Annotated in this window: 20 protein-coding genes; 5 read left to right on the top strand and 15 right to left on the bottom strand. The window is 65.5% G+C overall.

Features of this window, described 5'->3' with window-relative positions:
- Positions 1–79: 79 nt before the first annotated feature.
- Positions 80–910 carry a universal stress protein gene (locus G6N68_RS17445; protein ID WP_163714790.1) on the top strand — a complete coding sequence of 277 codons (831 nt, stop codon included), beginning with the start codon at positions 80–82 and terminating at the stop codon, positions 908–910.
- A 15-nt stretch (positions 911–925) separates the two neighbouring features.
- Here G6N68_RS17445 and otsB read toward each other — a convergent pair whose 3' ends face one another.
- The 6 genes from otsB to G6N68_RS17415 form a co-directional block, all read right to left on the bottom strand.
- Complete coding sequence (otsB, locus tag G6N68_RS17440) at positions 926–4579, bottom strand: trehalose-phosphatase (protein ID WP_163714786.1); 3654 nt, start codon at positions 4577–4579, stop codon at positions 926–928.
- Positions 4576–5481 carry a universal stress protein gene (locus tag G6N68_RS17435; protein WP_163714783.1) on the bottom strand — a complete coding sequence of 302 codons (906 nt, stop codon included), beginning with the start codon at positions 5479–5481 and terminating at the stop codon, positions 4576–4578. Before G6N68_RS17435 ends, otsB begins: the two co-directional genes overlap by 4 nt.
- Before the next feature lie 39 nt (positions 5482–5520).
- Positions 5521–6405, bottom strand: coding sequence for a 3-oxoacyl-[acyl-carrier-protein] synthase III C-terminal domain-containing protein (locus G6N68_RS17430; RefSeq protein ID WP_163714779.1), 885 nt, complete (start codon positions 6403–6405; stop codon positions 5521–5523).
- A complete protein-coding gene (locus tag G6N68_RS17425; protein WP_163714776.1) occupies positions 6389–7486 on the bottom strand; it encodes a 3-oxoacyl-ACP synthase III family protein in 1098 nt (365 codons plus the stop codon). Before G6N68_RS17425 ends, G6N68_RS17430 begins: the two co-directional genes overlap by 17 nt.
- 128 nt (positions 7487–7614) lie before the next feature.
- Positions 7615–8604, bottom strand: coding sequence for an Acg family FMN-binding oxidoreductase (locus G6N68_RS17420; RefSeq protein WP_163714773.1), 990 nt, complete (start codon positions 8602–8604; stop codon positions 7615–7617).
- Positions 8605–8687: 83 nt separating this feature from the next.
- Positions 8688–9284 carry a PaaI family thioesterase gene (locus tag G6N68_RS17415; protein ID WP_163714770.1) on the bottom strand — a complete coding sequence of 199 codons (597 nt, stop codon included), beginning with the start codon at positions 9282–9284 and terminating at the stop codon, positions 8688–8690.
- 130 nt (positions 9285–9414) lie between these two features.
- Here G6N68_RS17415 and G6N68_RS17410 point away from each other — a divergent pair, with 130 nt between their 5' ends.
- Positions 9415–10092, top strand: coding sequence for a PadR family transcriptional regulator (locus G6N68_RS17410; RefSeq protein WP_163714765.1), 678 nt, complete (start codon positions 9415–9417; stop codon positions 10090–10092).
- Here the strand turns inward: G6N68_RS17410 and G6N68_RS17405 are convergent.
- Positions 10089–11825 carry a 3-ketosteroid-delta-1-dehydrogenase gene (locus G6N68_RS17405; protein ID WP_163714761.1) on the bottom strand — a complete coding sequence of 579 codons (1737 nt, stop codon included), beginning with the start codon at positions 11823–11825 and terminating at the stop codon, positions 10089–10091. The two genes, G6N68_RS17410 and G6N68_RS17405, sit on opposite strands and share 4 nt — an antisense overlap.
- A 102-nt stretch (positions 11826–11927) precedes the next feature.
- On the opposite strand from G6N68_RS17405, the gene G6N68_RS17400 reads away from it, so the two are divergent.
- The 3 genes from G6N68_RS17400 to G6N68_RS17390 are packed head-to-tail and all read left to right on the top strand — an operon-like array spanning position 11928 to position 14129.
- Positions 11928–13061, top strand: coding sequence for a 3-ketosteroid-9-alpha-monooxygenase, oxygenase component (locus tag G6N68_RS17400; protein ID WP_163714757.1), 1134 nt, complete (start codon positions 11928–11930; stop codon positions 13059–13061).
- A complete protein-coding gene (locus tag G6N68_RS17395; RefSeq protein ID WP_163714754.1) occupies positions 13058–13336 on the top strand; it encodes a ferredoxin in 279 nt (92 codons plus the stop codon). The genes G6N68_RS17400 and G6N68_RS17395 overlap by 4 nt, the downstream gene beginning before the upstream one ends.
- Positions 13323–14129 (top strand): SDR family NAD(P)-dependent oxidoreductase, encoded by an 807-nt coding sequence (locus tag G6N68_RS17390; protein ID WP_205351366.1) that lies wholly within the window; start codon positions 13323–13325, stop codon positions 14127–14129. Before G6N68_RS17395 ends, G6N68_RS17390 begins: the two co-directional genes overlap by 14 nt.
- Before the next feature lie 74 nt (positions 14130–14203).
- Here G6N68_RS17390 and G6N68_RS17385 read toward each other — a convergent pair whose 3' ends face one another.
- From G6N68_RS17385 to G6N68_RS17350, 8 genes are all read right to left on the bottom strand, one after another.
- Positions 14204–15277: a hypothetical protein gene (locus G6N68_RS17385; protein ID WP_163714749.1), complete on the bottom strand. Its 1074-nt coding sequence runs from the start codon at positions 15275–15277 to the stop codon at positions 14204–14206.
- Positions 15278–15364: 87 nt separating this feature from the next.
- Positions 15365–16294 (bottom strand): alpha/beta hydrolase, encoded by a 930-nt coding sequence (locus tag G6N68_RS17380; protein WP_163714746.1) that lies wholly within the window; start codon positions 16292–16294, stop codon positions 15365–15367.
- Positions 16291–17127 carry an SDR family NAD(P)-dependent oxidoreductase gene (locus G6N68_RS17375; protein ID WP_163714742.1) on the bottom strand — a complete coding sequence of 279 codons (837 nt, stop codon included), beginning with the start codon at positions 17125–17127 and terminating at the stop codon, positions 16291–16293. Before G6N68_RS17375 ends, G6N68_RS17380 begins: the two co-directional genes overlap by 4 nt.
- The gene (locus tag G6N68_RS17370; protein ID WP_163714738.1) at positions 17124–17603 is read right to left on the bottom strand and encodes a nuclear transport factor 2 family protein; all 480 of its coding nucleotides are present in this window, start codon (positions 17601–17603) and stop codon (positions 17124–17126) included. Before G6N68_RS17370 ends, G6N68_RS17375 begins: the two co-directional genes overlap by 4 nt.
- Positions 17604–17668: 65 nt before the next feature.
- The gene (locus tag G6N68_RS17365) at positions 17669–18694 is read right to left on the bottom strand and encodes an acyl-CoA dehydrogenase family protein (RefSeq protein WP_163714735.1); all 1026 of its coding nucleotides are present in this window, start codon (positions 18692–18694) and stop codon (positions 17669–17671) included.
- The gene (locus tag G6N68_RS17360) at positions 18691–19830 is read right to left on the bottom strand and encodes an acyl-CoA dehydrogenase family protein (RefSeq protein ID WP_163718743.1); all 1140 of its coding nucleotides are present in this window, start codon (positions 19828–19830) and stop codon (positions 18691–18693) included. Before G6N68_RS17360 ends, G6N68_RS17365 begins: the two co-directional genes overlap by 4 nt.
- Positions 19830–20606 carry a crotonase/enoyl-CoA hydratase family protein gene (locus G6N68_RS17355; protein ID WP_163714732.1) on the bottom strand — a complete coding sequence of 259 codons (777 nt, stop codon included), beginning with the start codon at positions 20604–20606 and terminating at the stop codon, positions 19830–19832. Before G6N68_RS17355 ends, G6N68_RS17360 begins: the two co-directional genes overlap by 1 nt.
- Positions 20607–20630: 24 nt before the next feature.
- Positions 20631–22181 carry an acyl-CoA synthetase gene (locus tag G6N68_RS17350; protein ID WP_163714729.1) on the bottom strand — a complete coding sequence of 517 codons (1551 nt, stop codon included), beginning with the start codon at positions 22179–22181 and terminating at the stop codon, positions 20631–20633.
- Positions 22182–22245: the final 64 nt, after the last annotated feature.

The raw sequence follows: 22245 nt of genomic DNA, 5'->3' as shown, positions 1-22245 counted from the left end.
GCCAAATCATCGGCGATGCCAATAGCGTTGCTACTGCGTCAGCCAATCGCGCCCAATCGAAGTCGACTCGGAGTCCACGATGAACGAAATATCCACGCCTCCTTCGATCATTGTGGGCATCGACGGTTCCCGGGCGGCCATTCAGGCGGCACTGTGGGCGGTCGATGAGGCGGTCAGCCGTGACATCCCCTTGCGCCTGCTCTATGCGATCGAGCCGGAAATCGCGAAAGTCCCGCCGGACCGGGCGGCACGCAAACTGGCCATCGCGGAAAACGCGGTCCGCTATGCCTTCACCGCTCTCGAAGCCTCCGAAAAACCGGTCAAGATCGAAGTGGAAGTCGTCCAGGATAGGGCGATCACTGCGTTGATCCGGGCTTCGGCCTCGGCCGAGATGGTGTGTGTCGGCGCGGTCGGCTTGCACCACATCCGTCCAGACCGGATGGGTTCCACCGCCGCTGCTCTAGCTGTGTCGGCGCATTGTCCAGTGGCGATTATTCGAGGTGACAACCGTCGAACGGGGCGGCAGGCACGCTGGGTCGTCGTGGACGCAGAGGGGTCCGGCGACACCGACGTTGCGCTGGAAGCCGCGTTCGAGGAGGCGCAGCTGCGCAACGCTCCGCTTCGGGCGGTGGCCCGATCGGTAAATGGCGACAGCGATTGCCGAATCGAGGTGGCGTTGGATCGCCGACTGGAACGTTGCAGGCAAAGCCACCCGGATGTCCGGGTGGAGTCTGCGGCGCTGCGTTGCGGCCTGCTGACCTACCTGGAGAAGAACGGCCGATCGGTACAGCTAGTGGTGGTCAGCGCGCGCAACCGAGAACATGTCGAGCAGCTCGTGGGACCGATGGGCAATTCCGTTCTGCACGGCGCCGGGTGCTCGGTGCTGGTCGTCGATCACCAGCATTCGTGAGACGGCTCGGATAAGTCAGCCGGGGAACCGGACGGTGGTACCCGGCTTGAGCTGAACGAGTCGACCGCGGCATTCCACTGCCACTTCGACACCCTGGGCGCCGCGCGGGTCCACACTGATGATCGCCCCTTTGCCGCTGACCCGCAGGTGTAGATGCAGACCGCGGTAGTGGATCGGAAATGCCAGGACGCCAAGCTTTTTCGGCCAATTCGGCGACAAGACAATGCGGTCCCCGCGGGTTTCCAGACCGGTGAAGCACCGTTGTATCAGGTCCACACTGCCGGCCATGGCCGCCAGGTGGACGCCTTCCGCCGTTGTGCCGCCCTGGGTGTCGCAAACGTCGGACTCGAGCACCTCTTGGAAGAACTCCAACGCGCGATTACGATTGCCACGGGCGAGCACCCAGGTGTGCACGACGCCGCTCAACGTCGACCCGTGCGAGGTGCGCGCCAGGTAGTACTCGACGGTCCTCGGGATCTGGTCGGGTGTGAACCGGTAGCCGAGCCGGTCGAGCAACTCACGCAACTCATCCGACGACAACAGGTAAAGCAGCATCAGCACATCTGCTTGCTTTGACGCCTTGTAGCGGTTGACGTCGTCGCCCTCGGCCTCCAGGATGCGATCGAGGCGTTGAATGTTGCCGTACTTGTGCCGGTAGCCGTCCCAATCCAATTCGTCCAGCTGGTCGTATCCCTCGAATTGGCTGATGACACCGTCATGGAACGGGACGAACATCCGCCGGCTCACGTCGTCCCAGTGCGCAAGTTCCTCGCTGTGCAGTCCGAGTTTCTCTAAGAGGTCGATTCGATTAGGCAGCGGCAGTCGGCCCAGTGCGTCCAGGGCCCGGATGATCACCCAGACCGCCATCACGTTGGTGTAGGCGTTGTTGTCGACGCCGTCGTACGGTGCGGAAGGGTAGCCCGAGTGGAACTCGTCGGGCCCGATGACGCCGCGGATGCTGTAGCGACCGCGATCTTCGTCGTAGGTGGCTCGACTCACCCAGAAGCGTGCGATTTCGGCCAGCATCTCCGCGCCGTAGTCGATCAGATAGGCCAGATCCCCGGTGACTTGATAGAACTTCCACGCGTTGTAGGCGACGGCGATACCGATGTGATGCGCACGGGCGCTCGCGTCGGGGTTCCATCGGCCGCTGCGTGGATTGAGGTGCAGGCGTTGGCTTTCCTCGCGCCCATCGCTGCCCGATTGCCACGGGAACATCGCCCCGGAATACCCCGCCGCTTTGGCGAGGTGACGCGCCTCGGTTAGCCGCCGGTAACGGTAGCCGAGCAGGGCGCGCGTGACCATGGGCAAGCGCAGGTTGAGGACGGGGAAGATGAACAGCTCGTCCCAGAAGATGTGACCCCGGTATGCCTCACCGTGAAGTCCGCGAGCCGGCACCCCGACGTCGAGGTCGGCGCAGTGGGGCGACACCGTCACCAACAGATGCAGCAGATGCAGGCGCAGGATGCGTAATTCGTCTGCGAAGTCTTCCAACTCGATCGACAGGCGCTCCCACAGATGCGACCACTCGATCAGGTGCCCCGCGCGGAGTTCGTCATATCTGCCCAGTCGGCCCAGCCAGCGCTCGGCATCGACCGCGGGTTCGGACGTCGCAACATCGCGGCCGGTAAACAGGGTCACGACCTTCTCCACCGTCAACGTCGCACCGGCTGCGACCTGCACGGTGATGTCGTGGCCGACTTCTGCCTCCTGCGCGACCAGACGGTAGGTAGCCGGGACGGGTTTTCCGTCCTGCCACACGGTATTTCGCGCCGCCATGGCAATGGGAACTCGTGATTGGTTCGTCGAAACTGCCAGCAGCACAGAGTTGTCCGAAATTTCCCGGGTGCGCACCAACTCCAAGTGATTGCTGGATAGGTCCCGGTACCGCTCGACTAGCGAGTTGGTGACGTTGCCGTCCAGCGTCGAGCGGATCTCGATCGTCCCTGACCAATCCTCGGGGCTAATCGTGGTCGTGAGGGCGGCGACGTGAGGCATGTGCATGGCAACGAACCGTTGCTGGGTAAGCGAACTGGTGCGTCCGGCGTCATCGCGGAAGCGCACCTCCCGGGTCAGGACCGCGCCCCGGAGGTCGAGAACCTGCCGATAGGACAGCAGCTCGACGGAGTCGATGTCGAACCAGCTGCCGCCGTCCACCCGGAAGGTGAGGGCAAGCCAGTTGGGCAGGTTCACCAAACTCTCGTTGTCGATGGTGATGCCGTCGACGTCGTCGAAAAGGCGGTTGAAGATGCCGGCGGCATAGGTGCCGGGGTAGTGAAACGCTCCGGCTTTGGACTCGGGTGCGGCGCCGCGGGTGGCGAAGTATCCATTTCCCAGCGTGCACAGCGCCTCACGAAGCTTCTCGGCCTCGGGATCGTATCCCTCATAAGTGAATTCCCAAGACTTGGCCAACGTCTGGTGCTTGTATGCCAACCAATTCGATCCGCGCCGGATGAAATCGACTACTGCCTCTGGACTCTCGAGGTAAAACTGTGCCGCCGACGGGCGATCGCCATCCTCGGAATGCCGCACGACAATTCCGATGCCGTCGAATCGAACTGCGTCAAAAGCATCTTCGTCGGTGAGGTCGTCGCCGATGTAGACCGGCAGCATCGAATGGTTCGGGTCGATGCGGGCACGGATCCAGGCCAGTGTTGCGCCTTTGTCCCAGTCAATGTCTGGTCGCAGCTCTATGACTTTGCGGCCGTTGGTGACTCTGAGGCCGTTTTCTTGTCCGAATCGGATTGTGGCAGAGATAATTTCGCTGACGTACTCCGGTGGGACCTCCCGGTAGTGTAGTGCGACCGCGAAGCGTTTGTGCTCCACCCGCAGGCCGGGAATCGCCGCCAGGCTCTCGGCCAGCTCGGCCGCCGCACGTTTGAGGACATCGACCGCGGCGGCGGCCGCCTCGTTCTGGTGATAGGTGCCGTCGGGTCCGGTCAGCTCAAAACCGTGGCTACCCGCAAACCAGATGTTGTCCACCGGTACTCGGGAGCGAATGTCGGCGAGGTCGCGGCCGCTCAGGATGGCCACGGGGCCCTGGGCCGCCGCGCTTTTCAGCGCCTCCACGGCTCCCTCGACGAGCGTGGCGGCACCTGGATCGGGAACGATGTTGGACAGGGTCCCGTCGTAGTCAAGAAACAGGATCGCTTCTCGGGCACCGAGAACGCCGACGATCTGACCGTAGGACTGCACCGCGTGGGGCAGATCCGACATCCGTCGATCTCCGGCACGCACGGCCACGTTGTCCAGGTCCGCAACCACGACGTCGGCGCGCAACTCTGGTCGGCGCTCAGCCTCAGCGGCGGCGCCGACGCCGATGACGAGTGCAAAGCCGCTATCGTTGGCCACCGCTACCTCGGTGCCGAGGCCGTCGATGACAACCGACCGCTCCGGACGAACACCGAGTTGGCTGGTCGCTTCGATGAGCACGGTGGAAGGCTCCCCTTCGATGCATCTACCGAAGAGGTGATCAATTCCGGCGGACTCCAAGAGCTGTTGGCCACCCGAGCGCAATACGTAAGCGGCCGTTGCGATCCCAACGTCGAGCAACTTGCGCGCCAGCTTGATCGTCGAGTCCAAAGTTTCAGTTGCGTCGGTCAACACAACGTCCAGGTTGAAGATCACGGCGTCGTGGTAGCGGGGGTCGAGCGTGACGGGTCGTGTCATGACGCTGCCAGTGCTTCGCGGGCGACGATGACCGGCACCTGGGCCAACAACACCACTGCCGAACTGACCGAACCCAGCAACATCCCGGCAAAACCGCCCTGGCCGTGACTGCCGACGACGACGAGTTGAGCCCACTGGGACGCGTCCACGAGTTGGTGAGCCGGGTCATCGCGTACGACTTGGCGGTGCACGGACACGTCGGGATATCGTTCGGCCCAGCCGGCGAGGCGCTCGGCGAGGATTTCGTCCTCGGAAGCCCGCAATTCCGACCATTTGGGCCCGGAGAGACTGATGATGTCGTCGAAGCAACCTAGCGGGTGCCACGCGTGCAAGGCCACCAGCTCCACCTCGCGGCGTGACGCCTCTTCGAACGCGATCGCGGTGGCCAGTTCCGACTCCGGCGATCCGTCAACCCCCAACAGCACCGGCGCCTCGCTGTCGTCTTTGATCTGGATGCCGTCATGGATCACCGCGACCGGGCACCGCGCGTGATGCACGAGTCCGGCGCTGATCGAACCTAGGTGACGGCCCCGCAACGTCCCGGTGCCAAGGCAACCCACCACCACCAAGTCGGCATCTCTAGACAGGTCGACGAGAGCGGGAACGGTTATCGCAGCGGGCATTTCGCAATTGATCTGGGCGGAGCCCCGCTGGCAGCTGTCGCCGGCGAGCTGCAGCGCTTCATCGATCACTTGCTGGCCGTGCTCGCGCTGTCGACGCATCCACTCCGGGATCGATGACGCGTCCAGCCATGACCCTGCCGTCGCCGGCACGACGTGGACCAAGGTCAGCGGAACGTCGCGCAATTCGGCGTCGCGCGCTGCCCACTGGACCGCAAGCTTGGCGCTCGACGAGCCGTCGACGCCGACGACGACGCCGGGGTGGGAATTGCGTTTGGACACGGGCATCTCCTCATATCTTCGACGTCAGACTGGCCAGGCTCAACGGTCGCCGGGCGCCTCACGGTAGAGGGCGGCACCGGCGGTGACACCCGCTGCAGCGGCGATCAGCAGAACTCGGGCGCCCGGCCGCAGCTTCTCGCCGGCACGACGGAGCGCCGCCACCAACGCGGCGGTATGCGCGCGCTCGTCGTCCGCGACGGTGATCCGGTCCGCCGGTACACCGAGTTCGGTGGCCAGCGCCGTCTGGAACGTCCGCCGGCCGGGCGCGGCGACGATGGTGTCGACGTCGGAAAGGTCAAGTGCGGCCTCCCGGAGGCACTTGCGGGCCGCCTGGGCACCCGCGGCGGCGAATTGCTCGTCCATCGCAGCTGAGCCACCGAAGCGGAGAACATTGCGTCCATCTTCGAGGCCGACTGTGGCGCGGAAGTTTTCACCGTCGTCGGGGATGTTCACCCAGTGCACGCGACCCAGCCCGAATTCATCGTCGGTCCAGGCACACGCCATCGCGGCCCCGGTGGGGGAGAACGGAAAATGCTCACTCATCCCGCGCCCCGGGTTCGCGTCACTGGCGACGATCAGGGCGCATTCGACGGTGCGCGACCGCAGGAATCCGTCGACGATCTGCAGCGCCGTGAGGACTCCGCAGCTTCCGTTCGACACGTCGAAGGAGAACGTGCCGTGCGCGTCGCTGTGCGGATCCTCGGCGTTGGCCCCGACGTCGTCCTGAATGAGTGCGGCGAGGGCGGGCTCCGCCAGGTTCTTGTCGCGGTAGATGCCGGTATTGATCAAGAGGTCGACGTCGTCGGGCGCGCGGCCGGCATTGTTCAGACAGGCTTTGGCTGCTGCGACGGCCAAGCGCAGCGCGCTGCGGCGGGTGTGCCAGCCCGCCTGGACCACGTCGAAGCGATCAATCACAGTGCCCATAGCGGCCCACCAAATCCTCGTCCACGGTGAGGAGAACGACACCGATCTCCAGGCCTGATGCCAAAGCAATAAGGGCGATGGTCTCGCCCGGCCGGATCCGTCCGGCTTCGAGTTCTTCCACGAGTGCCACGGTGTGGGTCGTCGACGCCGTATTCCCGTAGCGGTCGACGGTGATCACCGCGTCATGCTGCGGGCGGTCGCCGAATGTGGCGGACAACGCGGCCATTCCCTTGCGTATCGCGCGGGCTGAGGTTTGGTGCGTGATCACATGATCGATGTCATGCATGGCGATGCCGGCCGTTTCGAGCACTTCGTGTAACAGGAGGGGGGTGTTGGCGATCGCCGCCCGCTGGATCCCCCGCGCATCGGTGAACATCCGGGCACCGGGATCGTGCCCCTTCGGGTAGGCAAGGCACAGCCGGCTGTAGTCGGCGACCGTGGTGAACCCGGTGAGGCTGATGGCGCCGGACCCCGGTGTAGCGCGTTCCAACAGAAGTGCTGCCCCCGCATCGCCGAGCGTCAGGCAGGCGAGTTCCTTGCTCACGATGCTGCGGATGTGTTGGGCGGCGTTCTGGCCGAGCTGAGAGATGTACTCGCCGCTGACTACCAGCCCGCGCTCGACGGTTCCCTGCCGGATCCAGTTGTTGAGCACGGTGACTCCGGTCAGCATTCCGGCACAGGCGTTGGACACGTCGAATGTCACCGCGTTGTCGGCCCCGATCGCGCGAGCAACGGCACCGCTCATCGTCGGCTCCACCCACTGCGTCAACCCGTCGCGAAACTTCGTGATGCTGCAGTTGATCACCACATCGAGCGACGCGGCCGGTCGTTGCGCCTTCTCCAGGCAGTCGAGCGCCGCCGCGGTGGCAAGGCTGTAGGAGTCCTCGTCTCCGACCGAGACGCGTCGTTCGTGGATGCCGGTCAGGCGTTCCAGATCGATATGGGTGCGGTGCCGCGTGGACGACATCAGTTCGTCCGTCGTCAGCACGGTGCTGGGCAGATGTCGCCCGGCTCCGGCCAGTCGGGCACGAAACGGCGTCGGGGGTCCGTCACCCTCAATTACCAACCAATGCTTGGGCATCCGTCCCTCTCCTTCGCTCTCTTAGGATGAGTCGCCAACGAGGGGACCCACCAGAGCATTTGGGCCCTAACGCCAGATGTCGAAGGATGACCTGCGCCTCACGTCGAAGTGACTTAGGGCCCTTCGAATCAATCCGAGCGGTGGAACGTCAAGACTTCCGCCAGCGGCCGCCGCGGCGTCATGGGGGGCGGCTCGCCCAGCGCGGGTGCTTCGCCGACCCGAATCAAGAGTTGCGGCATGGCCGCCCGGCCGGTCAGGGTGGCGATGAGGTTGCGGCTGGACCATAGCTCGGTCAGTTGGGTCAGTGTGCATGTCGCCATGCCGGCCACGGTGCACTCCAACAGCACTGCGGACAACGCCTCACCGCATCGCAGAGCTTGTTCTCGGGCGTCCTTGTCGGTAGACAGCACTAGCAGTTTGGACTGGTCCGGCCCAGTGCCGGCATGTCCCGGGTGCTGCGGGCCGGCGGGGAATATGCGTCCGACGTCGACGCGATCACTTTCGTCCATCGACACCAGCGCGGTGCGCGGAATACCATCGGAGGTTTCGAAATGGCCGCTCCACCAATCTAATTCGTGATGGTACGAAGAGTCGTAACGGCGCAGCGACTCGGTGAGTTGGGATGCCCTGGCCACTTCCGGGCGCAGTTCGTCGGCCAACACATCAAGGTAAACCGGCCCGGTACCGACCACGTTGCTCAGCAGCGTCTCTAGCGGCTCCCAGTTCCTCGGTTCGGCGAACGGAAGTCGATTCGTGCGGCGCTGCCGCATTGCCTCGGCGCGACGACGCTGATCTTCGGTGATGGCGTCCGCCGGACGGAATTCGAATGACGCGAGATGGTCGGGATCGGCAGGATCGGGGAACCGTCGCACGTCGCTGGTCCAACCGGCCGCTGCCATCGCGACTCGCAGGTGGTCGAGCACTGCGCCGCAGCTGATGAGGGCCTCTCGCCCCAACTTGTCGGTGGAGTAGAGGATCCGATTGTGGTCAAGGTATAGGTGCAGGCTTGCGTCGTCAGCCACCCATCGCCAGGGCTGGCTGTTATGCAACGACGGGGCTCGGCATGCCAATTGCACCGCGGCCTTGAGCACCTCGGCATCGACCAACGTGTCCGGCATGATCATCCTCCAGTGGCTGGTGTTTCCATCGTGGAACACACCGGGGCGACACACCAGAGGAATTAGTCCTTAGCCCGGAGTCCTTAGCTGGTGCTTGAGTCGCGTCGGTGGATGAACACACCTTCGGCCGTCACCGTCGGGCCGTCGGCATCGCTGATGTTGCCCATCACGAAATTCTTTCGCCCGTCCACACTTTCGATGCGAGCCTCGGAGCGCAGCGGGCGCCGCAGCCGCGTTGCCCGGTGATATCGCAACGTCAATGTCCCGGTGTAGGCGGGTCGCCCAGCTTTGTGGGTGGGTGCCCCGAGCACGTGATCGAGGATCAGGGCGATGACGCCGCCGTGCACATGTCCGGGCGGGCCTTCATATGCCGCGCCGAGGGTGAATTCGGTCCAGACCGACCCGTCGTCGTTGTGGTGGATCACCAGCGGCGGCGCCGACGGGTTGCGGACCCCGATGACCGCATTGCCCGCGGCTACCGGTTGCCCATCGTCGACCGTGCGCTCACCGAACGATCCCGGCATCAGTGCGTTGCTGAGTTCGTTTGTGACGCTGTCGATCTTGGCGGCAGCGGCGGCGGCGATCTCCGGCGGTACCTCGGTGCGGATCGTCGCGTCGATCAAGCGCCGCACCGATACCGCCAGCGCCTCATAGCTCGACGGATCAATCGGATCAGTCATGTCCCAGCTTTCGTCGGTCGGGCATTGCGGCAATCGAATCCACCATGCCCGCGCCAGGCGAGTCAACTCGGCGTCCCGGCCAGCGGTCCGTCGCCCGCCATCCGCAGACCGGTGTTGTTAACCTGGCGAAATGGACCCTGCCAGCGAAAAGTCGGCGAAGCCTGCGCTCGCCTCCACCAGTTGGGCGCTGCTGGGCATGCTGTCCTATGAAGAGGAAGTCTCGGGCTACGACCTGAAGAAATGGATCGATTGGAGCGTCGACCTCTACTACTGGAGCCCGTCGTACAGCCAGATCTATACCGAGCTGAAGAAGCTGGAAAGTCTGGGTCTGGTGACCTCCCGTGTCGAGCGCGACGAGGGCACCCGCAGTCGGCGGCTGTACAAGATCACTCCGGCCGGTATGGAAGCGGTGACCAAGTGGACCAACGAGGCTCCCGTCGACCCGCCGGTGCTCAAGCACAGCATGCTGCTGCGCGTCACCTTCGGTCACCTCAGCACCCCGACGCGGCTCAAGGAGTTGCTGCAGGAACATGTGGCCTACGCCGAGGCCAGACATCGCAAGGCCGTCGAGGACGCCGAGGGCGCCGAGGCCCAACCTGCCTGGGCGTACTCCGTGATCGCCTTGCGCTGGGCCGCGAAGTACTACGCCGCCGAGCGTGAGTTCGCCCTGGAATTGATGAAGGACATCGACGAAGCCGAGGCGGTCATCGAAGAGGCCGCCAAGGGCGGCTTCGGCAGGCCTCGCCCCACACCGGGGTATTGGCGTGAGGTGGAGAAGCAGGTCGAGGCCAAGCGGATGGCGGACTAGCCGGCAGCGTCTTTGGCAGAGTCCTTGGCGGCTTCCGTGGCAGCCTCCTTGGCAGCCTCCTTGGAAGCGATGTAGCCGTACACCAAGCCTTGCGCGATCGTCGCGCCGGCGCCCGGGTATGTCGTGCCGAACGCATTGGCGGCGGTGTTGCCGATCGCGTAGAGCCCACCGATCACGGTCCCGTCCTCACGCAGCACGCGCGCTCGCTCGTCGGCCTTGAGCCCGCCGCAGGTACCCAGGTCGCTGAGCGCCATTCGCACCGCATAAAACGGAGACTTGGTCAGCGGACGCAGGTTCGGGTTCGGCGTGATGGTCGGGTCGCCGTAATAGCGGTCGTACGCGCTGCGGCCGCGGTCGAAGTCGGGATCTTCACCGGCGTAAGCGTTTTCGTTGAACCGGTTCATCGTCGAGGTGAAGTCGTGCACCGGCACTCCGATGCGGGCGCCCAATTCGGGGAGGGTGTCGGCCCGGGCCGCGATTCCGGCGTCATACCAGGACTGGGGGATCTTCATCCGCGGAAAGAGCTCGGCGCCAAAGACATAGCTGTTGCGGTACTGCTGATCGAAGATGATCCACATCGCTTCGACGGGGCTGCCGCTGCGCTCCAGCTCGAGCAGTCGCTGCCCGAAGGACATGTAGTCGGCCGCCTCGTTGGTGAAGCGCCGGCCATGTTGGTCCACGATCAGGCAACCCGGCAGCGACCGCTCGGCCAGCATCACCGCGGGTGCTTTGCCGGGCAGCGGGGCGATGGCCGGGAACCACCACGCCTGATCCATCAACGCAATGCCGGCACCCTGTTCCTGCGCCACCCGGATGCCGTCACCGGTGTTGGTGTCCGCGCCCAGGCTCAGGTTCGCGCCGAGTGATTCGGACTGGAACTTCCACCGCATGTCCATGCTGTGGTCGAACCCACCGGTGGCCAGCACTACACCGCGTCGGGCCGTAATGGTCACCTGGCGGCCGTCATGGTCCACGACCGCACCGCGCACCCGGTCGCGGTCACCCTCCAGGCGCAGCAGGGTGGTGTCGGTCCACACCGGGATGCCGGCGCGCAGCACCCCCGCGAACAGGGCAGCCGCCAGCGCCTGGCCGCCCGCCGCATAATGTCGGCCCACCAACATACCGCCGAGGCCCTGTGCGATTCGCTTGCCGAAGGTCGGAATTCCCTTGCGCGGCACTCGGGTTACCAGGTTCATCCACCGGTAGTCGGCGCCCGTGGTCGGTATCGCGAAGCCGGTCTCCATGATGCTGGGCCGTAGCCGTGAGCGGTAGGGGCCGAGGATCGAGGTGTCCAGGGGATGGCACTCGCAGGTGCGCCCGGCCGCGCTGCCGCCCGGCTCCTCCGGGTGGTAGTCCGAGTAGTCGCGGGCCCAGAAGAGCCGCATCGGCGTGGTGCGCCGGAGCATGTCGATCGCTGCGGGCACATGCTCGACGAATCCCGCCGACCGCGCCTTCGGTGCCGAACCGGCGACCACCGCGTCGAGGTAAGTGGTGGCCTTCGCCGCCGAGTCGTCGGGGCCCAGCACCGGGCTGGCGGGCAACCACAGCGCGCCGCCGGAGCGCGCGGTCGAGCCGCCCACGTACGACGACTTCTCCACGATCAGCACCGAAAGTCCAAGCTCGTGGGCGGTGAGTGCCGCGGCCATGCCCGTCCCCGAACCCACCACCAGCAGGTCTACGCACGTGTCGGCCACCGGAAGGCCGGCCGGAATCGTCGTGCTCTGTGCGCTCACAGCAGGGACGTTAGGCGGCCCGAGCGCGACAGCGGAAGAGTTTCCTGTTGAGTGGAACAGGTAATCCCCGCCACCCGGCGGATAGGCGTTGAATAGGTTGGTATGACGTCGCAACACGACGCCGAAGAGATTCGGCTCATCGAAGCGCAGGCGGTTCCCACCCGGTTCGCCCGCGGCTGGCATTGCCTTGGCCTCATTCGAGATTTCGGCGACGGTAAGCCGCACGCGGTCAACGCGTTCGGCCAGAAGCTTGTCGTTTTCCGTGGCGGCGACGGCAAGATCAACGTCCTGGACAGCTACTGCCGGCACATGGGCGGTGACCTGTCGCAGGGTGAGGTCAAAGGAAACGAAATCGCCTGTCCGTTCCACGATTGGCGGTGGGGCGGCGACGGTCGCTGCAAACTGGTGCCGTACGCGCGACGCACGCCGCGAATGGCGCGCACGGCCACTTGGACCACGCTGGAGCAAGACGGCATGTTGTTCGTCTGGAACGACCCAGAACACAACCCGCCGCCGCCGGATGTCGCCATTCCCCGCATCGAGGGCGCCGGCAGCGACGAGTGGACCGACTGGCACTGGTACACCACCGTCGTGAACAGCAACTGCCGCGAGATCATCGACAACGTCGTGGACATGGCGCACTTCTTCTACATCCACGGCTCGCTGCCCACGTACTTCAAGAACATCTTCGAGGGACACGTCGCCACGCAGTACATGAACGGCGAGGGCCGACCCGACATGGGTTCGGAGGGCGCAAAGATGCTCGGCACCACTTCGGTCGCCTCTTACTTCGGACCGTCGTTCATGATCGACGACCTGACTTACCACTACGAAGAGGGGGACCAGCAAACGGTCCTCATCAACTGCCACTACCCGATCGACGCGAATTCGTTTGTGCTGCAATACGGGATCATCGTCAAGAAGTCGGCGAATTTGCCGGAAGACGAGGCCATGCGGACCGCGATCAACCTCGGTGACTACGTCAAGTTGGGCTTCGAGCAGGACGTCGAAATCTGGCGGCACAAGGCGCGCATCGACAACCCCCTGCTGGTCGAGGAGGACGGTCCCGTCTACCAGTTGCGTCGCTGGTATGAACAGTTCTATGTCGACGTCGCCGACGTGCAGCCAGACATGGTGGACCGCTTCGAGTTCGAGCTGGACACCACCCGCCCGTACGAGGCGTGGATGAAGCAGATCGAGGCGAACATGGCCGCCAGGGCGGGCTCGGTGTCATGAAGCTGTCGGTGCGGGCCGACAACCGCCTCGACGACATGCCGATGGCGCCGGTCGCGTGCCGCAATTGTGGGGCGCAGGTGCTGGCGCGTAAGGCCAGCTGGAACCAGACCAGCGTGCAGTGGAACGCCGAGGCGTCCGCGCTGTGTGCCGAACGTCAGGATGCGGAGCGGCTGGCCGGGCACCACCGCCGGCCGTTTCTGGCTTGCTCGGCGCTGCGTGAGTCGATCGAAGCCGCCGTAGCCGTCGGGGATTTGGCGATCGTTGACGGCCGGTAACGCAGTGTCGGTTGCGGTGGTGACCGGGGCCAGTCGTGGCGCCGGGCGGGGTATCGCGTGGGCGCTCAGTGCGCGGGGCTGGCGGGTGTATGCGACCGGCCGCACCATCACCGAGGCTCCGCCGGGCGGGGTCGCGGTCCAGCTCGATCACGGTGACGACGACGCCGTCGCGCAGTTCTTTGAACGGGTGCGGTCCGATGGTGGTCTGGATCTGCTGGTGAACAACGCCGCCGTCATCTCCGACGAACTGGTCAGCCCAAAGCCGTTCTGGGAGAAGCCATTGGGGTTGGGTGACGTGTTGGACGTCGGGTTGAGGTCGTCGTACGTGGCGTCCTGGCATGCCGCACCGATGTTGGTGGCGCGCGGTCGCGGCCTGATCGCCTTCACCTCGTCACCGGGATCGGTGTGTTACATGCATGGACCGGCTTACGGCGCGCAAAAGGCGGGTGTCGACAAGATGGCCGCCGACATGGCCGTCGACTTCCGCGGCACGGGTGTTGCGACGGTGTCGATCTGGATGGGCATCCTGCTCACCGAAAGGCTGCGCGCCGCCTTCGCCGGGAACGAGAAAGCGCTGGCCAAGACTGCCGAGCATGCCGAAACACCGGAATTCACCGGACATTTGATCGACGCGCTGTACCGGGACCCCGATTTGCCAGAGCTGAGCGGGCAGACGTTGATCGGCGCCGAGTTGGCGCAGCGCTACGGCATCACCGACGAGGGTGGTCGCCGCCCGCCGTCGCACCGGCACTTGGGCGCCCCGCGGGAACCGAGCCCGGTAGTGGTCAGGTAATACCCGCGAGCAGACATAAACTTGTACTGCAACAGTATTTTTCGTACAAGTTTGCGTTTGCTCGCGGGGGAACGTTACAGCTGGAACGCGCTGATTGGGGCTTCCTCGGGGTAGGTCGATGGCCCGCCCAGGTCGAAGGCCGCGTTCAGTGCACCGATGAATGCCGGATCATGCAGGGGCTCACTGGGTATGTCCAGTTTGATGCCTCGGGAGTTGGCGTCGTCGACCATGATGTCGATGGCCTTCTCCACCGTCAGGTCGTCGGAACCTTCCATGTTCTTCTTCAATTCGTCGAAGTCGGAGAACACTTCGGCCGACCAGTGCACCAGGAACCGGAGTTCGTCGGTGTGGTGGCGGGCGATCACCTCGTCACCGTTCTTGAGCAGCCAGTGGTCGCGGTCGGTGGGGTCACCGTCAAACACGGTGTCGAACGCCAAACCTGCCGGAATTTGTTGTTCCAGCGGTCCATTCGCCTCGCCGCGGTGCACCATCATCTCGTTCTGCACCACCACGCCGCGGTTGTAGATCGGCGGCAGCACCCGTTTGGGCGGCTTGAGCGGACCGTCCGGCCAGTAGGTGAAACCGCTGGAGCCGTCCAGCGAGAACCAAGTGATGACCTGAGCCATCTTGATCAGGTAGTCGGTGAACAAACCGGACTTGCCCATCACGCTGGTCAGCCACGTGGGAGCGTTCTCGTGTCGCACGCCGCGGAAACTCGGCGAATCCAGGTGTCCGGGATCGCGATTGGCGCACGGGCCGTTGATGTTGAACAACATGAGCTGCGGCTTGGCGTATTCGGCGCCCCAGTAGTTCTTGGCCAGCTCCAAGAACCGTTCGTTGTAGAAGCAGTCGTGCAGTTGCGGGTAGAGCACCGCGCCGTAGTTGGCCAGGTAGCCCCGGAAGGTCGGGGTGAGGAACAGGTCCAGTGACGGCGTGTAGCCCTCCGGAAAGAGTCCGCTCATGGTCGCGATCAGCTCGTCCGCCGACGCGAAGTGCTGCGAGATGATCAGCCGCCACGGGCCTTCGGTGCGCACCACGTCGAGCAACCGCTCACGCTGATCGTCGGTGTAGACGTTGTCGACCTCGCGGGGCGGCGCGACCGGCCGCAATACGTCGGACAGTTCCATCCGCCGCTCGTCGGTGAGCATCAATCGTCTCCTTTCGCAATGCGAATCGCCTGTGATTCTGCGCGGGGACAGCGCGCCGCGGGCACAAGTTGTCCAGTGACCGGGACGCTAGAAGCGGAGCGGGTGAGCAAACTTGGCGCGCAGCAATCCACCGATTTCGGCGACGGCCAGCCGCCCTCGTGCCGTGGCCTCCGACCGCATCAGAAATCCGTGGTACATCCCCGGATAGCGGGTCACGGTGGTTTGCACCCCCGCCTCGCAAAGGCGGGCGGCGTACCGCTCGCCCCAATCCCGGATCGGGTCGCAACCCGCCGTCACCACGATGGCCGGAGGTAGTCCGGTCAGGTCGGTCGCGGATGCGGGAACGAGGTACGGATTGGTGTCTGATCCGCCGAGATCGGCGAGTTCGTGGAGGTAATCGATGTCATCCCGGCTGAGCATCGGCGCATCGGCAAGCAGGGTGATTGACGGCGTGGTCATGTCGCGGTCCAGGCCGGGGTACAGCAACACCTGCGCAAAGATGGCCGGGCCGCCGCGATCGCGGGCAGCCAGTGCCACCCCGGCCGCCAGCGAGCCGCCCGCGCTATCGCCGACCACCACGAGTCGCCCGGCGTCGACATCGAGTTCCTCGGCGTGTGATGACACCCATTCGGTGGCGGCGTAGGCGTCGTCGAACTGGGCCGGCGGTGGACACTCGGGCGCCAACCGGTAATCGACGGCGACGACGACCGCGCCCGAGGCCGATGCCAACGCCCGGGCCAACGGTTCGAAGGAATGGTTGCTGCCCATGACCAGGCCACCGCCGTGGAAGTACACCAACACCGGTTGCCCCGAGGCGTCGGTGGGCCGGTAGATACGGACGGGGAGGTGCTCGCTGATCACCGCATCGGCGATCGCGGCCATCTCCGGCATGTCGTCGGGCAGGGGAGCGGTTTCGATGGCGGCCCGCACCGCCGCCAGGCCCCGCACCCGCATCGGCGGCACGTCACCGAACGACGCGACTCGCGCGGCGGCGTCCGGGTCCAAGGGGTAGGTCATCGCTTCAGAGACGGGGCGCTTTGCGAGGCAAGAACTTCCGCGCGTCGCCGCATGGCCGCCACGACGGACGGCTGGGTCACCAGATAGAAGCGTCCTTCCGCAGCCTGCTCGAACAGCGTTTCGGCGGCCGCCAGCGGATCCATCGCCGCGGCCTTGATATCGAGCATGGCGGCCCGTTGCGCCTCGGCGGCGTCGGTGTCACCGATGGCGTCGACCCCGCCCGCCGACTCGAAGATGTTCGACACCACCGCGCCGGGCAGTACCGCCTGGACGTGGATGTGGTGGCCGTGCCCGGCGGTTTCGACGTCCAGGCGCAGGCATTCGGTCAGCGCAAGGACGGCATGCTTGCTCATGATGTAGGGCGTCTGCAACGGGATCGCCGTCACGCCGCCGACCGACGACAGGTTCCAAACCCATGCCTGCTCGTCGCTGGCGAGCATGTTCGGCAGAAATGCTCTGACACCGTGGAATACGCCGCTGATGTTGATGTCGACGACACGCTGCCAGTTGTCCAGCGGGGTGTCCCACAGATAGCCGAACTGTTCCACGCCCGCGTTGTTCACCAACAGCCGCACCGGTCCGACGTCGCGATAAGTGCGGTCGGCCAGCGCCTGCACGGCGTCGGCATCGCGCACATCGCAGACGACCGCGACGGCTCTGCCGAGTTTGCTGCCGAGTTCGTCACGCAAAGCGGTGACGGCCTCGGCGTCGATGTCGGCCAGGACCACCGTCATTCCCAACCGGTGCGCATACCGTGCCAGGCCCGCGCCGATACCCGCGGCCGCGCCGGTGATGACGGCCACGCCACCGGAGAATGTCTCGCGCGCGCTCACGTCTCGGTGTTGGCTCCGGCCTGCCGTTCGGACAGCAGCACCGAGTTGGTGGTGTCGAGGACAGCGTCCATATCGGTGAACTCCAGGCTGCCCTGGATTCGGCGCACACCGACTTCCACGACGCCGCTGGACACCGCGAACGGCACGTAGTTCGCGACCTGGTTCACCAGGAGGTAGAACCGGGCTCGGGTGACGTCGCCGTCGGATCCGATGCGGTGCAGGTTGGTGGTGTGGTGGCGCAACGGGTAGGGACTTTGTTCGCGGTGAGCCCTGAGCCACTCCATGACGGCGTCCCGTCCGTGCAGTTCCGGTGACATCAGCTCCTCGAACGGGCTTGCGCCGCTGTCGCTTCTGCTCACGTAACGGATGTCGTCGGCAAAGCGCGCTGCCAACTCGTCGTAGTGTGCCTCGTCGTAGTGGTACCAGAAGCCGGCGATGAATTCCTGCAGTTCCGGCAGCGTGATGTCGTCGCTCATGACATGGCAGTCAACCCCGACCCGGCCGCGATGACACCCGATCGGCCCGATGAGTGGAACAACAGTTACCCGGTGACCAAGGCCCAGAGTCCGCCCGCGCTCGCGTGCATCGCCGCGTCGGTGACCTGGTCGTCCCAGTACTGCATCGAACCGAACTCCGAACGCCAGGCAAGTGCCGCCCGGGTGTACTCGTGCAACCGGTGTTCCCGGGTGGTGCCGATCGCCCCGTGTACCTGATGCGCATTACGCACCACCACCGACGCCGCGTGTCCAGCACACGAACGTGCCACGGCCACAAGGAAATCCAACTCGGGTGCCGACCACCCGTTGACGACGGCAACGTTGAGCGCGGCCTCGGTGGCCGCCCGCGCCAGCGCGGCCTCGCAGGCCACGTCGGAGATCAAGTTCTGGATGGCCTGAAATTTCGCCAATGGCCGGCCGAACTGGATGCGTGATGTCACGTGCTCGACGCACAACTGCAGTATCCGGTCGAGCGCGGCGCACACCTGAATTGCGCGAACCAGGCCGGACTTCAGCCGAAGCTGGGTGACCAAAGCCAGGGTGATCGGCGTTCCGTGCAAGGCAGCGGGGTCGACGGTCACCTCATCGCGCGGCTCGCCGATCAGGTTGGTGCCCGGAGTGACTGTCACCTCGTCGGCCGCCACGTCGGCCACGCGGTACTGGCCATCAGCGCGCCACACCACCACGACCCGGTCCGCCGTTGCCGCCCAGGGCACTTCGGTCGCGTATCCCTGCTTGGTGAGCATGCACACCGTCCGGACGGCGTTGTCGGCCGGTATCCCGGCGGCCTCCAGTAGCCAGCACGCCAATAAGTCGTGCTCGGCCAAGGGAATTCGCACGCCGTGTCGAACTGAGGCAGCCAGCAGCTCGGCCGCCTCGGGCCATCCCGCGCCACTGCCGCCGTGCTGTTCCGCGCCGGTCAATCGCACCAGGCCGAGGTCGTCGAGGCGCTGCCACAGCTCCGTATCGCGCTTGACGGGTTCGCCCACCGGTTGCTTTTCGCGGTAGTCGGCGAAGACGGCGTCGATCATGTCGAGCAAGGCCTGGTCGACCGCTGGTCCGACGTTCATCGCAGCCCCAATCCGCGCGCGATCACACCGCGCAACACCTCGTTGGTGCCGCCGCGCAGGGTGAAGCCCGGCCGCTGGTCGACGGCGGCGCGCACCAACTCGGTGAAGACCGCGTCGGGGGAGTCCTGCAAGTGGGCGAATTCCGCGATGTCGCCCTCGGTCGTGGTGCCCAGCACCTTGACCACCGCGGCCGGCAGATCGGCGGGATCCTGGCGCTGCAGCGCGCCGGCGACGGCGTTGGACATCTGGTGCAGGGCGGCGATGCGCGCCACCAACCGGCCCAGTTCCGCATTGCGGGGGATGGCGTTGGCGGCCATCCGGTCCGCGCAGGCCGCCAGCAGCATGAAGGTGGACAGGAACCGTTCCGGGCCACTGCGCTCGAAGCTCAGTTCGGACGTCACCTGCCGCCAGCCGTCGCCGATCTCACCGAACACCATGTCGTCGGGCACGAACGCGCCGTCGAGGATCACCTCGTTGAAGTGATGCGCGCCGTTCATCGAGATGATCGGACGGATTTCGATGCCGGGGCTACGCAGGTCCACGATGAACTGGCTCAGGCCCGCGTGCCGGTTTTGCCGGTCCACCGGGGCGGTGCGGGCGAGTGCGATGAACGCCTCCGCGACGTGGGCTCCCGAGGTCCAGACCTTGGTGCCGGACAGCGACCAGCCGCCTTCCACGCGCTCGGCCCGGGTGCGCACGCTGGCCAGGTCCGAGCCGGAGTCCGGTTCGCTCATCCCGATGGCGAAGAAGCACTCGCCGCGCACGATCCGCGGCAGAAAACGCTGTTTCTGCACTTCGGTGCCGTACTTGAGCAGGGACGGCACGATCTGGCGGTCGGCGATCCAATGCGCGGCGACCGGCGCACCGGCGGCCAGGAGTTCCTCGGTCACGACGAACCGCTCCAGGAAGGACCGGCCGTGGCCGCCATACTCCACCGGCACGGTCATGCCGAGCCAACCCCGCGCCGCGAGCGCCTTGGTGAAGTTTTCGTCCCACCGGGACAGCCAGGCGTCGACGGTGGGGGTGAACGCCCCGGCGGCGAGTTGTTCGGCGAGGAAGCTGCGGACCTCGGCGCGCAGGTCGGCGATCTGTTCGTCTTCGACTCCGGCGGCTGGGACCAGCCTGGGCAGCGCCACTAGCTGGTCTTCCACTTGGCGATGCGCTGCAGGTGCTCGGGGTCTCGGTGCGCCAGCGGCTGCATTGCGGCGGCCATCCCAAGCGTCGATTCCAGCGAGCCGGTGCGCGACTCCTGCAGCAGCCGCTTGGCCATCCGCAGCGAGTGCGGCGGGTTCTTGGCTATCCGTTCGGCCAGTTCGCGCGCCCGCGGCAGCAGTTCGTCGTGCGGGACGACCCTGGTGACCAGGCCCCACTCGAGCGCGGTCGCCGCATCGATGCGGTCGCCGGTGAAGGTCATCTCCGCGGCGCGCTGGTAGCCGATCACGCGCTGCAGAAACCAGGTGCCGCCGTCGCCGGGGATCAGGCCCAGCTGGACGAAGCTCTCCGCGAAAGATGCTCGCTCCGAGGCGATTCGGATGTCGCACATCAGCGCCAGGTCACAACCAGCGCCGATCGCGGCGCCGTTGATGGCGCCGATCAACGGCACTTCGAGCCGGGACAGCGCCCGCGGAATGCGCTGGACTCCGTCGACGTAGGCGTGTCGCTGGTCCAGGGCGCTGATGCCGAACATGCCCGTTTGGTCCGCCATCTCCTTGACGTTGCCGCCGGCCGAGAAGATCTTGCCCTCCCCGGTGAGGATCACCGCTCGTACGTCGGTGTCGGCGTTGGCGCTGTCTACGGCCGCCTCGATCGCGGAGATGACATCCTTGCCGGTGATCGCGTTTCCCACGCTCGGCAGGTTGATCGTCCAGGTGCGGATCGGGCCGTCGGTCGTGATTTCCAAAGCGGTGCTCATGCTGGCAACTGTAGGGAGTCGGTTTTACCGGCCCGTCGACGCGCGGGTGAACCGCTCCCGCAGCTCCCGCTTGAGGAGTTTGCCGCTGGGGTTCTTCGGCAGGGATTCGACCAGAAACACCTGCTTGGGGGTCTTGAACCCAGCCAGGTGTTCCCGACAGTGCGAGATGAGGTCGTCTTCGGTGAGGTCGATTCCGGCGCGCGGCACCACCGCGGCCACCACCGCTTCCACCCAGACCGGGTCGGGCACGCCGAACACCGCGACTTCCTGCACCCCGCTGTGTCGGTACAGCACCTCCTCGACCTCCCGGCTGGCGACGTTCTCACCGCCGGTCTTGATCATGTCCTTCTTGCGGTCGACGACGTGCAGCAGGCCGTGTTCGTCGTAGTAGCCGAGGTCGCCGGAGTGGAACCAGCCGTTGCGGAATGCCTGCGCGGTCTTTTCCTCGTCGTCGAGATAACCCAGCATCAGGTGCGGACTGCGGTGCGCGATTTCCCCGATCACGCCGGGCGCGACGGGTATGTCGGTGTCGTCGAGGATCGTGGTCTCGACGTTGATCACCGGCCGCCCGGCGGCACCGGGGTGGGCGTCCTGCTCGTCTGGTCCGAGCGCGGAGGCCAGCGGCGCCATCTCGGTCTGGCCGTAGAAGTTCCACAGCCGCAGTTCCGGCAGTCGCTGGCGCATCTCACCGAGAATCTCGGTCGGCATCGCCGACGCCCCGTAATAGCCTTTGCGCAGGGTGGACAGGTCCACGTCGTCGAACAACGGGGACCGCAACAGGCTGATCCAAACCGTCGGCGGCGCAAAGTAATTGGTGACCTGGTACCGCTCGACGGTGCGCAGCACGGTTTCCGGCTCCGGGCGCGGCAGGATGATGCTGGTGGCGCCGAGATAGATATCCGGAATCAAGAAGTTGTCCAGCTGGGCACAGTGGTAGAGCGGCAGCGAATGGATTTCGACGTCGTCCGCCGACTTCTCACCGGCGATGATCGTGCTGATGTAGTTCCCGATCAGGCTGCGACTGCTGTGCATGACCGCTTTGGGGTGGGATTCGGTGCCGCTGGTGTACATCAGTCGGACGACTTGGTCGTCCTGGATGTGGTGGTGCGGCGTGACGGTAGCGGTGGTCAACCAGTCGGCAAAGTCGTCGGTGAGCGTGGCTGTCGTCCTGACGGCGCATCTCTGGCCGGCTGACCGGATGGCTTCCTCGGCGGTCGTCAGGAACTCGTCCTGGACGATGAATCCGCTGACCTTGCTGTGTCCGAGGATGAATCCGACCTCTTCGGCGGTGAGCATGAAGTTGACCGGAACCAAGATCACCCCGGCCCGTGCGGTGGCGAACGCCAGGACCGCGTACTGCCAGCAGTTGCGCGCCAACAATGCGAGGCGGTCGCCGGGCGCAAAACCCTTGTCGTGCAACGCAGCCGCGGCACGGCCCACCAGGTGCTCGAATTCGGCGAAGCTCAGGACGACGTTGCCGTCGATGATCGCGGTCTTGTCCGGCTGCCGGTGTGCCGAGCGTCGGGGGATGTCGCCGAGCGATTGACTGCGCGCCTGGGCGATTACGTCGTGCATCACTCGACCATAGGCATCGTGTCCCGCTCAGAGGAAAGGGCGGTCGCCTGGCCGCCCCGCGGCT

Origin of the sequence: Mycobacterium bourgelatii (genome assembly GCF_010723575.1) — a bacterium.
In the GTDB taxonomy this organism is placed as follows: domain Bacteria; phylum Actinomycetota; class Actinomycetes; order Mycobacteriales; family Mycobacteriaceae; genus Mycobacterium; species Mycobacterium bourgelatii.
This window is presented reverse-complemented; position numbering and strand designations above follow the sequence as displayed.